14 protein-coding genes are annotated in these 12,877 nt (G+C 29.2%); all 14 read left to right on the forward strand.

Annotation, left to right across the window (positions count from 1 at the left end; all coding sequences use genetic code 11):
• Window positions 1–189 precede the first annotated feature (189 nt).
• The 14 genes from B5D41_RS03075 (at window position 190) to B5D41_RS03135 (ending at window position 12,649) form a co-directional block, all read left to right on the forward strand.
• Window positions 190–1,503: a glutamate--cysteine ligase gene (locus tag B5D41_RS03075; protein WP_078809133.1), complete on the forward strand. Its 1,314-nt coding sequence runs from the start codon at window positions 190–192 to the stop codon at window positions 1,501–1,503.
• Between the two features lie 2 nt (window positions 1,504–1,505).
• Window positions 1,506–2,855, forward strand: coding sequence for a glutathionylspermidine synthase family protein (locus tag B5D41_RS03080; RefSeq protein WP_078809134.1), 1,350 nt, complete (start codon window positions 1,506–1,508; stop codon window positions 2,853–2,855).
• A 34-nt stretch (window positions 2,856–2,889) separates the two neighbouring features.
• Entirely contained in the window at window positions 2,890–3,282 is a 393-nt protein-coding gene (queD, locus tag B5D41_RS03085) for a 6-carboxytetrahydropterin synthase QueD (protein ID WP_200806408.1), read from the forward strand.
• On the forward strand, window positions 3,283–3,936 hold the full coding sequence (locus B5D41_RS03090; RefSeq protein WP_078809135.1) for a radical SAM protein: 654 nt from the start codon (window positions 3,283–3,285) through the stop codon (window positions 3,934–3,936).
• A 27-nt stretch (window positions 3,937–3,963) separates the two neighbouring features.
• Window positions 3,964–4,635 carry a 7-cyano-7-deazaguanine synthase QueC gene (queC, locus tag B5D41_RS03095; protein ID WP_078809136.1) on the forward strand — a complete coding sequence of 224 codons (672 nt, stop codon included), beginning with the start codon at window positions 3,964–3,966 and terminating at the stop codon, window positions 4,633–4,635.
• A gap of 165 nt (window positions 4,636–4,800) precedes the next feature.
• Window positions 4,801–5,913 carry a P-loop NTPase gene (locus tag B5D41_RS03100; RefSeq protein WP_078809137.1) on the forward strand — a complete coding sequence of 371 codons (1,113 nt, stop codon included), beginning with the start codon at window positions 4,801–4,803 and terminating at the stop codon, window positions 5,911–5,913.
• Window positions 5,914–6,092: 179 nt separating this feature from the next.
• Window positions 6,093–6,422: a YkvA family protein gene (locus B5D41_RS03105; protein ID WP_143555648.1), complete on the forward strand. Its 330-nt coding sequence runs from the start codon at window positions 6,093–6,095 to the stop codon at window positions 6,420–6,422.
• An 18-nt stretch (window positions 6,423–6,440) separates the two neighbouring features.
• Window positions 6,441–7,139, forward strand: a complete 699-nt coding sequence (locus B5D41_RS03110; RefSeq protein WP_078809139.1) for a tetratricopeptide repeat protein — start codon at window positions 6,441–6,443, stop codon at window positions 7,137–7,139.
• Between the two features lie 45 nt (window positions 7,140–7,184).
• Complete coding sequence (locus tag B5D41_RS03115; RefSeq protein WP_078809140.1) at window positions 7,185–7,607, forward strand: PPC domain-containing DNA-binding protein; 423 nt, start codon at window positions 7,185–7,187, stop codon at window positions 7,605–7,607.
• 16 nt (window positions 7,608–7,623) lie between these two features.
• Window positions 7,624–8,175 (forward strand): TIGR00725 family protein, encoded by a 552-nt coding sequence (locus tag B5D41_RS03120; protein ID WP_078809141.1) that lies wholly within the window; start codon window positions 7,624–7,626, stop codon window positions 8,173–8,175.
• Window positions 8,176–8,254: 79 nt separating this feature from the next.
• On the forward strand, window positions 8,255–8,383 hold the full coding sequence (locus tag B5D41_RS14455) for a hypothetical protein (RefSeq protein ID WP_268794127.1): 129 nt from the start codon (window positions 8,255–8,257) through the stop codon (window positions 8,381–8,383).
• Between the two features lie 241 nt (window positions 8,384–8,624).
• Window positions 8,625–10,751, forward strand: a complete 2,127-nt coding sequence (locus B5D41_RS03125) for a diguanylate cyclase (RefSeq protein ID WP_078809142.1) — start codon at window positions 8,625–8,627, stop codon at window positions 10,749–10,751.
• Between the two features lie 105 nt (window positions 10,752–10,856).
• Window positions 10,857–11,540 carry a vWA domain-containing protein gene (locus tag B5D41_RS03130; protein WP_078809143.1) on the forward strand — a complete coding sequence of 228 codons (684 nt, stop codon included), beginning with the start codon at window positions 10,857–10,859 and terminating at the stop codon, window positions 11,538–11,540.
• Between the two features lie 338 nt (window positions 11,541–11,878).
• Window positions 11,879–12,649 carry an ATP-binding protein gene (locus B5D41_RS03135; protein WP_078809144.1) on the forward strand — a complete coding sequence of 257 codons (771 nt, stop codon included), beginning with the start codon at window positions 11,879–11,881 and terminating at the stop codon, window positions 12,647–12,649.
• Window positions 12,650–12,877 lie beyond the last annotated feature (228 nt).

Genomic DNA, 12,877 nt, shown 5'->3' on the forward strand with positions numbered 1-12,877 from the left:
TTATTTGAAATTATTTTAATAATAGAGTATGTTTAATTATTATTAGGGATAAAGATTATAATTATTATAGTATCATATATTATAATGTTATTAAAGATGGCAATATAATACAAATGATTATTATCATTGACAATTGGTACTATAAATAAATAAAGTAATAATAGATTAAGTATAAAATGAGGTGAAAAAATGGAGTATCAAAAGCAATTAGATAAGTTTGAATCTTATTTTAAATCAAGTGAGAAAGAATTAGGAACTGAGGGCTTAGGATTAGAAGTAGAACATTTTGTAGTTGATAAGCAAACGTTGGAAACGATTTCTTATTCTGATGAATCTGGTATAGAACAGATTCTTTATCAGATAGTTCAAAGAGGTTGGGAAGGTAAAAAAGAAGGAGATGCATTAATTCAGGCTAGTAGGAAAGATGCAGTAATTACATTAGAGCCTGGTGGACAGTTAGAAATCAGTATTGCTCCTCAATGTAAGATAGCAGAATTAGAAAATAAATATTTTGATTTTCTATCAGATTTAATTCCTATTTTGGATGAAAATAATCAATTATTAGTGGCTGCTGGTTACCAGATTGAAAATGCAATTGCTGAAATTGACTGGAATCCCAAACAACGTTATAAGATTATGTCTAATTATTTAGCTGAGAAGGGGAAATATGCTCATAACATGATGAAGGGCTCAGCATCAATTCAAATAGCTGCTGACTATATAAATGAAGAAGACTTTGTTAAGAAATTTAGAATTGCTAATGCTTTGGCTCCAGCAATTGCAGCTTTATTTGATAATGCTGCTTATTTTGAAGGAGCGGAGTATGTAGAGCATAATATTCGGACTGATATTTGGTCTAATTGTGATCCAGACCGAGCTGGAACTATAAAAGAAGCTTTCGATAAAGATTTTGGATATCGAAAATATGCAGAATATATATTAAGTAGACCACCTATCCTATTAAAAACTGGAGACGGATTTATATCCACAGGTGATAAGACATGCCGAGAAGTATTTACTACAAAAGAACTAGGTCAAGAAGAGTTAGAACATGTTTTAACTATGTTCTTTCCAGATGTTAGAGCAAAGAATTTTATAGAAATTAGAATGATGGATTCTTTATCACCAGAATTGACTTTTGCTGCCGTAGCATTTTGGAAAGGGTTATTATACGATAGTGAAAATTTAGAAGAAGTTTATAAAATTGTTAATCAATTAACTTATGAAGAAGTATTAGCAGCTAGAGAAGATGTAGTTAAGAGAGGTTTAGAAGCTGAGATTGGAGATTATCAAGTATTAGAATTAGGTAAAGAATTAGTGGAAATATCTAAAACAGGTTTGTCAGCTGCTGAAAAAGAGTATTTAACTCCTTTTGAAGAATTACTTACTGAGGGTAAGAATCCTGTGGCTATAACTAGAGAAAAATTAAGAGATGGTTATAGTAAGCGTGAAGCATTAGATTGGTTAATTCTAAATTCGAGGATAGATAATAAGGAGGAATAGTGGTGTTAGAGCAGGTTAATGCTGAATATCAGCAGTTATTAGCAAGAGAACCAGAGAAGTATAATCAAGATTTTAAAAGAGTTTGTAAAGAGTTAGGTGAAGAAGAAATCTATTATAATGGCGAAGTAATTCCTATCTTATATCAACCGTTATTCTTTGGTCAGAAAGCGATAGATAATTTTAATAAATTAGTTAATGGTTTAGGAAGTATTTTAAAAAAGGTAATTGATAGATACTTAATAGATGAGGATTTTAGATCATATTTTGGTTTTTCTCAGAAATTAGAAGAATTAATTTTGATGGACCCAGGATATAATAATCCGGTACCTATGGGTAGATTTGATATTTTTTATTACGGGCAAGGGAATTTTAAGTTTTGTGAATTAAATGCTGATGGCTCTTCGGGTATGGTTAAAACTAATACTTTAGAAGAAATATTTCTACAATCAGCAGGGATTCAAGATCTAACTCAAAAACATGGTTATGATTTTAGTTATCATGAATTGTTGCAAAGTTGGATTGATACTATGCTAAATAATTATGAGAAGTTTGATTCTGATATTGTTAAACCAAATATAGCAATTATGGATTTTAATAATTTAGGTATGGTTAGTGAGTTTGAATATTTTAAAGAATTATTAACTGAACAAGGATATGAAGTAGTCATTGTAGATCCTAGAGAACTCGAATATAATGAAGATAAACTCTATTATCAGGAGACAAGAATTGATTTGATTTATCGTCGAGCTGTTACTACTGATATAATGAAACGATATTCTGAAGTAAAAGACTTATTAAAGGCATATCAAGACCAAGCGGTTTGTATAGTAGGATCTTTTAGATCACAAATTATTCATAATAAAATAATCTTTGCTATCTTGCATGATGAAGAAAAGACAAATTTTTTAAATGAAAATGATCGAGAATTTATTAATAAGTATATTCCTAAAACGGATATTATAAGTTCTAATAAAGAAAAATTAGAACATATTAGAAGAAATAGAGAAGGTTTAGTTTTAAAACCATTAGATTTTTATGGCGCTACAGGTGTACATATTGGCTGTGATTTAACTCAAGATGAATGGGGAGAAAGATTAAATGGAATAAAGCCAGGAGAATATTTGGTTCAAGAGTTTTGTCGAATTCCAGAAGAAGATATGGTGGTTTTTGATAATAATCAGTTAAAAATAGAATCATTCAAATATACCTTAGGATTATTTGCTTATGATTTATCTTTTGCTGGAATTTATACAAGGGCTGGCAAAGAAAATTTAATTGCTAGTTCTACTGGTTGTGTAACTTTACCAAATTTGATATTAGATGAAGGTTATACCTACTCTAATAAAGAATGATAATAAGGGTAATAGGTATAAGGAGGACTAAGTAATGAAGAGACCGATAGTTATTACTAGAGAATTTGAATTTGATGCGGCACATAATTTAAAAAATTATGATGGGGATTGTTCTAATTTACATGGACATAGATATAAATTAGAAGTTTCTGTTTTAGGGTATGTAGGAGAAGAAAAGTATTTAGCTATAGATTTTAAGGATTTAAAGTCTTTGGGCAAAGAATTAATATTAGATAAATTGGATCATCAGTATTTAAATGAAGTTTTAGATTTTAATACATCTTGTGAAAAATTGGCTTATTGGATTTGGGAAAGATTAGAAGGTAAATTTATTGAGTATGACTGTGAATTATATGAAATAAAACTTTGGGAAACTCCAAAAAGTTATGTTACTTTAAATAGAAATATTATGAATGAGGGATTATAGGTGTTAGTAAATAATATATTTTCAAGTATTCAAGGAGAAAGTACTTATAGTGGCTTTCCTACAACATTCATTAGGTTGACTGGATGTAATTTAAGATGTAGTTATTGTGATACTGAGTATGCTTATAAAAAGGGAGAAGAGTTAAGTATTGATGAAGTTATAACTAAAGTAATTGATTTAAATAATGATTATGTATGCTTAACTGGTGGAGAACCATTATTCCAGAGTAATATTCAAACTTTAATTAATAAATTATTTAAAGAAGGTTATGAAGTTAGCATTGAGACTAACGGGGCTGTTGATCTAGAAGGATTTGAACTTGATAATATCAAAGTAGTTATGGATTTTAAATTGCCAAGTAGTGGTGAATTTGATAATAATTCAGAGGTTATTTATGAAAATTTACAAAGAATTAGTAAAAAAGATGATCTAAAATTTGTAATAGGAGATAAAGAGGATTTTCTATTTGCTAAGAATGTAATAATAGATAAAGAATTACAAAAAAAAGTTAATATTATTTTTTCACCTATATTTAAAAGATTAGAACCTAATTTACTGGTTAAATGGTTATTAGAAAGTCCAGAATTAAATAAATGTAGATTACAGTTACAATTACATAAGATAATTTGGGATGAAGAAATGAAGGGAGTATAATTTAATAATAGAAAGGAGCGTTAACATATGAACAAAAAGGCTATTGTGCTAAGTTCTGGAGGATTAGACAGTACTACTTGTCTTAGTATTGCTTTAGATGAAGGGTATGAAGTATATCCTTTATCCTTTTTATATGGTCAAAAACATAGTAGAGAAATCGAACAATCTAAATTGATTAGAGAAGAATTAGGGATTCCTAAAGAAAATCATCTATTTGTACGAGTAGACAATATAGGAGAATCGGCTTTAACAAATGATGAAGTTGATATTCCTGAAGATGAAACAGAAGGTATTCCAGATACTTATGTTCCGGCTCGAAATATGCTTTTTTTAAGTTATGCAGTTAGTTTAGCAGAAGGAGTAGGAGCAGAAGCAGTTTATATTGGAATCTCCAGTATAGATTATAGTGGTTATCCAGATTGTAGACCAGAATTTATTGAAGCTTACCAAAAGACAATAGATGTGGGGACAAAAGCTGGAGTTGAAGGAGATTCGGTCCAAATTAAGACTCCATTAATAGATAAAACAAAGGTAGAAACAATTGAGATTGGATTAGAGCTTAAAGCACCATATAACTTAACTACTACTTGTTATAGAGGTGAGGAGAAAGCTTGTGGTAAATGTCCATCTTGTAAGATTAGATTGAAAGCATTTGACAAGATAGGGGTTAAAGATCCAATCGAATATGAAACAGAATAAATTTTAGAGACGAGAGCTAAATTTAAGCCTCGTCTTTTTATTTTTTATTATCAAAGGAAAAACGGGAATATTTGTAGAAAAAGTTATATATATAGAATGGTTGTAGAAGAATGGTAAAATAACTTATAATTATAAAAGAATCTATTTTATGTGGGGGAGGTATTAATGACTAAATTAAACTTAGATATTAATCAGATAATTGAATTAGATGCTGAGTCTAAATACTTTAAAGAAGTATATAAAAGTCAAGTATTAGAAATCGACTCTAATCATTTAGTAATTTCTATTCCTTATCAAGAAAAACAGCCTATTTTACTAGGAGTAGGAACTAAAATAGAAGTAACAGCTAAAAGGATTGGGAAAGATTCTAAATTCAAGTCGGAAATAATTGATAGAGATTTAGACCAAGAAATATTTAAAATTATTAAACCTGATGGCATTTCAAGGAATAAACGTCAGTATAGTAAAGAGAATATGGCTAAAGTAATAGCAGTGACCAGTGGTAAAGGAGGTGTCGGCAAGTCAACATTTGTTAGTAATCTGGCAGTAGCTTTAGCACAAAATGATAAACGAGTAAGTGTCATAGATGCAGATTTAGGTACTGCTAATCTAGATATTCTATTAAATATAAATGCCGAATATAATTTAGGTGATGTAATCGATGGGAGAAAAGCTTTAATTGAAGTAGTTGAGGAAGGTCCTGAAGGAGTAGTTTTAGTCCCAGGTGGCTCAGGTTTTCAAGCATTAACCAAGTTAGAAGAAGTACAGTTTAGCAAATTAATATCTAGTTTCAATCAATTAGATGAATATTCTGATTTAATCTTAATTGATACTGCTGCTGGAGTTTCAGAGAATGTAACAAATTTCTTGTTAGCAGCTGATGAAACGATTGTAGTTACTACTCCTGAACCTCATTGTATTATAGATGCTTACTCTATTATTAAGGTGGCTTCTAATTTAGAGAAAGATATTAAGATTAAATTAGTAGTAAATAAAGCCGATGATAAAGAAGAAGCTACAAAAGTTGCTAATAAAATGAAGCAGGTAGTAAAGGAATACATAGGGCTAGATATTGATTTTATAGGATATATTGCAATGGATTTAAATGTGCTAAAGGCTATAAAAAAGAAGGAGTTACTTTTATTATCACATCCTAGATCTAAAGCTAGTAAAGGGATTAAAGATATAGTCTCTAACCATTTTTTAGAAGAAGAAGCTTCTGAAGAAGTTAAAGGAATAAAAGGTTTTATTAATAAATTTAAAGGGTTTATTTCATAATAAAATTTAATGATGTAAACTATCTATGGTAATAATTAACGATAATAGTTTTTTTATAAATAAATAGAGGTTTAATGAAATTTTCATAGAAAATAATTAACTAGATATATTTTAATTTTTTACTCTTAAAAATAGCATAATATAGATAAAAGAGCTATCTAATGGAGGTTAATATTATAATGTCGAAAAGGTTATCGCTTTTGAAGTGGGGGCAGTTAATAAAAAACGTAATAAAATTTTTAAAAGACAAAGATGTACCCAAATTCAAGAAATTATTATTGTTTATTCCAATTATTTATGTTATTTCTCCAATTGATTTAGTTAGTGATTTCATACCATTATTGGGTTGGCTTGATGATGCGGCTATTTTAACATTTGCTTGGAATTTCTTTTTGCAAGAATTGAGTGATTATGATTTGAATAAGGATTCTACTATTGAACAAGATGATTCTAAAGAAAATAGTGGAGAAGAATATACTTTAAATAAAGACGATTATCGAATAGATTAATAACAGGGGGAGCACATTATGAGGCAGAAATTAATCCTAATTTTTTTAATTTTAATATTAGTATTTAGTTCAGTAGCTATAGCTAAGGATAAAGTAGATCGGAAGGATAAGCTTACAACTTTACAATCTAAGCTAACAAAGGTAACTAATCCTGGCAAGAAGGTAGAAATTTTAAAGGAATTAGGTCGTTTATATCATCAAGAAGCAGCGTTAGGTAATGAAAAAGCAGTACCTAAGGCAATCAAAAGTTTAAAGAAGGCCAAAAATATTAAAAATACTCCTACTATTAGGGCCTGGTATGGTAGTGCTTTAACTTTGAAAGGAAGATATGCTTTTGCATTAGGGAAGATATATTATTCTAAAAAAGGAATTAAGATTTTAGACCAAGCTGTTAAAGCTTCACCTAATAATATAGAAACCAGATTAGTTAGAGGAGTTAATAGTCTTTATTTACCTGATTTTATTTTTCATAGATTGGATTTAGCTAAAAAAGATTTGAATTATATTATTAAGACAGCGAACAAGCATCCTCAGAAAGTAAGAGATGGACAATTAGTTACTGCTTATTTAAATTTAGGCAAGTATTATCAAAAGAAGGAAAAGTTTAAATTAGCGATTGAAGCCTGGGAAGAAGTAATTAGTTTTGATGTTAATCAGACTCAAAGTGAAAGAGCTAAAAAGTATATTAAAGAATTACAGACTACTAGTGAAGACTAAAGTATAAATAAATTTAATAAACATACAATTAAGGAGGAGAAGGTTATGTTGAAAGAATATGAAGTAAAGAATGTTTATATGGGAAGATTACCTTATGGAGCAGACTTAATTGAAGAACTGACTGAAATAGTTAAAGAAAAAAAGATAAAAGCAGGGAAAGTTACAGTTATTGGAGCAGTTAAGCAAGGAGTTATATCGTTTTATGACCAAGAAGAACAAGAATATTATGATGAAATATTTGATGAAAAACTGGAGATAGCAAATTGTACTGGGAATATATCTTTAAAAGATGCAAAGCCAATGATTCATGCCCATATATCCTTTGGTAATGAAAAAGGAGAGATGTTTGGTGGACATTTAAGTTCAGGGACTATTATTTTTGCAGGAGAATATATTATTGAAGAGTTTGCAGGTGAACCATTTAAAAGAGGTTTAGATAAAGTAACAGGCTTGACATTATGGGAGTAAACTAGGGAGGATAATTATGAGCATCAGAGTAGGAGTGATCGGGAAATCAGGAAAAATTTCCAAAGAGGTGAAGAAGAAGGCTTATCAAGTAGGAAAAGAGATTGCTTTAAAGAAAGGAATTCTTTTAAGCGGTGGTCGTGATGGAGTTATGGAAGCAGTATCTAAAGGTGCTAAAGAACATGGAGGGTTTACAGTGGGGATTATGCCCGGTTTAACTCAAGAAGATGCTAATGATTATCTGGATTTGGCTTTAACTACGGGATTAGGGTTTGATATTAGAAGCAATGTTTTAATTAGATCTTCAGATGTTGTAATTATGATTAATGGGGGTAATGGTACTTTCAATGAAGTCTCTAGTGCCTACTTATTAAGTAAACCAGTAATTGTTTTTGAAGGAACTGGTGGTTGGGCTGACAAGATTAAGGATATTACCCAAGAAGGTAAGTATTTAGATAAAAGAAAGAATATAGAGTTAAAATATGAAGATTCAGCAATTGAGGTAGTAAATTTAGCATTTAAATGTGCTCCTAAAAAAAGTAATAAGTTTGATCAAGGTAAGGTAATTTAAGTTTATGGAGGCTTATACATTAAAATTGACTCTTTTACACAGAATAATATTAAATTATTAAATAAAGGAGTTGATTATAATGAATAGGGAAGATGTTAAATTCACTAATTTAGATGAGCAAGAATTACAAAAGCTAAATAAGATGGAAAGGGCTTTAGAAGATCGTAAAGGTAAAAAGGTAATTCTATTAGCTTATGAGTTAGATTAATATTGTAAAATCATAAAATTAAAGCACTGAATCACCCCCTTAATGCTGTTAAAGTATTTAAAGGGGTGATTCTATAATGGATGACTTTAGATTATATTAATGTAACGAATCACCTTCAAAAGTTAATTATAATATAAAGTTGGAATATCATACTGGAATATAGTAAACTTATAATCTATATAAACCATTGTGAGATTGTTGTATGTGAATTTATTTAAAAAAGTTGTAAAGAAGGGATATTATGATTATGAAATTAAAAATAATACTTCTTATTAAAGTCATAATGTTAATTGGGGCTATTTATTCTGTATTTCAGTTAGATAGTTTTAAAAAGATATTATTTAAAAGTAGGAAGGAAATCAGCATCAATGATAGTTTAATATTGATTGGTTTATTTAGTTTAACAGGGATTATTGGAGATATATTACAAGGGGCAAATAAAGTATTATTTTTCGGAATTAAAGATTTAGGAGTAGTTTTGGCAGGATTATTAGGCGGTCCCATAAGTGGTGGATTAGTAGCAGGGATTTTTGGTGGTTATAACTTTATAATAAATGAACAACAGATTAACTTAATAAATGTTGCTAATATTTTAACTTTAGGTCTGGTTTCTGGATTCTTTAAAATTAAATTAATCTTGGAGGATAAAAAAACATTCAAAATAATATTCTTTAAAAATTATATTCCAATAAGTATATTATACTTACTCTTAACAGTTAATACTATCTATCATTCCAATATGTCTGATAGTACACTTATATTCACTAAGATTAGTTTAAATTTATTAGGTATATTATTGCTACTGTTCCTATTTAATAAATTAAGAAAAGAAGAAACAAATAAAGAATTAAATAGACTAAAAATAAAAAAGCAGGATAGAAAACTTAATAACTTAAATAGATCTTTAAAGAAATTAGATGGTCTTTATAAAATGGGGAAAGAAATTAATTCAGGAACAAACTTATATCAGACTTTAGAGTCAATAGTTAAAATTACTTGTGAAGCATTGGATGTAGATTCTGGAGGAATTATAACTTTGGAAGATGACTCAAATAGAATTTGTCATAAATTTTTGAAGAACTTTAATCAAAAGTTGATTCCAGAAAAAATAGAGGAAGGAATATTTGAAGCGATAGTAGAAGAACGTCAATCAATTATTAAGAATAACTTAGATTTTAATTCAGAGCTTCAATTTATTAAAGAGGGTGGTTATGAAACTTTTTTGGCTACTCCATTAATTGAAAATGATGAAGTAATTGGAATATTATTTGTAGTAAATAATACTAAATTTAGCAATGAGGATTTAGATGTCTTAAATAGATTAGCGAGTCAAGCATCATATTTGATTAAAAAGAATCAGTTATTCGAAAAAATGCAGCGTAATGTGGCAGAATTAACTACTTTACAAAGAATTAGTAAGACGATTAACTCAACTTTAAATTTGGAGCAAGTATTAGATTTAACGATTGATGTGATAGTTGGGACGATGGGAGTTTCCTCTTGTGCAGTAATGTTATTTGATAAGGATAATAAAAAATTAAAATTAGAAGCTAGTCGAGGTTTATTAGCAAAATGTAAAAGGAAAGGGGCATTAGATATAAAAGCCTGTGTTTTTGCTAAAGAGACTCTTGAAAGTAAAAAACCAGTTGTATATAATCAAGTGCCACAACAAATTAAAGAAGACTTAGGAATGCCAGAAATAAAGTCAGCTATAGCAGTCCCTCTTAAAGTAAGAGATGAAATAATAGGAGTAATATTAGCTATCAATACTTTAATGGCTCATAGTTTTAGCAAAGAAGATGAACGTTTTTTAACAACTTTAACTAACCAAGTAGCAATTGCTTTAGAGAATGCTAAAATGTATAATAGAATGGAAGAGATAGCTATCAGGGATGGCTTAACTCAGTTATATAATCATAGTTACTTTCAAGAAGCTTTGGCTGATGAAATTAATAGAGCCAAAAGATACGGGCAAGAGTTGTCATTAATTTTATTAGATATAGATAATTTTAAAGATTTTAATGACACTTATGGACATCAAGTAGGAGATAAAGTCTTAAAAGAATTAGCTAAAAATTTAAAGTCTATTATTAGGGATATAGATGTTGTTGCTAGATATGGAGGAGAAGAATTTGTTATTATTTTACCAGCTACGAGTACAAAAGGTGCTGAAGATGTTGGATTTAGAATAAATGAATCTGTTAGAGAAATGGTAGTTAAAGATGATGGATTAGAATTGAATGTAACGGTTAGTATTGGAGTATCAACTTATAATCAGGCTTTATCACAAAAAGAGTTTATTAGTGAAGCAGATAAAGCTTTATATCGAGCGAAAAAAGAAGGAAAAGATAGAACATGTATAGCTTAACTTAGAAGGCGCCTAATTAAATTAGGTGTCTTTTTTTATATTTGTTATATTTTAATAACTAATTGAATAGGATGGTATGGAGAGTTTAAAAAAGGAGGGACAAAATTGAGGATTAAGCATAATATGACTTTATTGGTCATAATATTATTTTTGTTGGTGGCTATCATAGGAATAATCGGATTACCGATTGATAAGGTACAAGAGGTTAAAGTAAATAAGGAACAATTACCTACTTTTGTTGAGGCTCATAATGTAGAAATAGTTTGGGATGTTTCAGGTAGTATGTGGGGAAAAGTAGCAGAAGATAGAAAGTATTTAAGATCTAAAAAAGTGTTAATTGATATTATAGAGTCTATACCAAGTAATGTAAACGTAGGTTTAAGAATTTTTGGAGCAAAAAATTCGAAACATAAGACTACTAATTTGAATGTAAAAGCAACTACTAATAATAGAAATAAATTATTAGAAAAAGTTAAACAATTAAACCCTGCAGGTAAGTCACCAATTGGAAAAGCTTTAATAGAAGCCAGTAGAGATTTGGTCAATTTAGAGGGGAATAATCATATTTTATTAGTTACTGATGGTAAAGACACAGGTAATATTATGCCTGGCAGAGTTGCGAACAGGTTGCGAGGACAAGGAATAAGAGTGCATATCTTGTATGTAGGGAATCCTCAAGAAAAAGTAGAAATTAATTTAAAGTCTATTGCTCAGTTAGGAGGAGGAAAATATTTTGTTTATTCAGAGAAGGACAAAGTGGTTCCTACTATGAATTTACAGGTAGAATAATAAATCCCATGTAAAATAAATACATAAATTGAATTGTGAAGAAAAAAACTTATTTTTTTGCAGGAATTCCATTAAAGAAAGAGAAATATAATTATAACAAAACAAAAATATACAATGCAATGATAAATATCATGATTTAATTAAGGGTCTTATATGATATTGGGAAATTATTGTGGATATGCATTATATTTTTTTAATTTTTGTAGAAAAAATTACCTAAGAATATTTAAACTTCTAGATATAGAAATATATTAATTGATCTTACTATTCAGAAAATTTTAAAATATAATAATTTTTATGTAATATTATAAAAAATAATGAAAGAGGTGTGGTAAGAGATGAAGATAGCAATTTCAGGAAAAGGTGGAGTAGGTAAAACAACAGTAACAGCAAATCTGAGTAAGATGTTTGCACAGAATGGTTATCAAATATTTGCTGTTGATGCAGATCCAGATGCCAATTTAGCAACTGCTTTAGGAATATCAGGTGAAGAAGCAGAAAATATTAAACCCTTAGTTGAATTAGAGGATGTAATTAAAGCAAAGAATGCTGGAGGAGGATCTTTAGTTAGTTTAAATCCTAAAGTTGAATATGTATTAGATGATTATGCATATGACTTAAATAATGTTAAATTCTTAAGAATGGGAGATATCAAACAAGGTGGTTCAGAGTGCTATTGTAAAGAAAACTCTTTTCTCCGTTCTTTAATGGACTCATTATTAATGGAAAAGAATGATGTAGTAATCTTGGATATGGGAGCTGGAATTGAGCATTTAAGTCGAGGTACAGCTCAAGCAGTAGATTGTTTAATTACTATTATTGAACCTAGCCAAGTAAGCATTGAAACTGCTGAAACAGTAAAGGAAATGGCTAGGGATTTAGATATTCCTTTGGTTAAGACTATAGTAAATAAGGTTTATGATGAAGAAGCTAAGAAATTTGTTGTGAATCACTTTCAGGCTGAGGATATACTAGGATTTATACCATTTAGTCAAGACGTAATTACATCTGCTATGAAAAGACAGCAACAGGATAAGATATCTGAAGCACTAAGACCCAGCATGAAAGATATATATAATAATCTTTTAAAGGAAGTAGGTGATAAATAAGGTAAATGAGTTGACACCTTATCTACAAATTTAATTATTCTCAGAAGGCGCAAGGGACTTTTCATTACATTGCTTCCATTATGAATACTCCTTGCATAGATGTATGTCAGGGAGCATTAAGTGTTGATGAGGGGAAGGTAAGGTTTTCATGAGGACTAAAAGTGTAATTGTTGCCTTGATGAGAATTCGCCAGATCAGGATGTGCAGACATAAGCTTAACAGATAATT

This window comes from Selenihalanaerobacter shriftii (assembly GCF_900167185.1).
Lineage (GTDB): Bacteria > Bacillota > Halanaerobiia > Halobacteroidales > Acetohalobiaceae > Selenihalanaerobacter > Selenihalanaerobacter shriftii.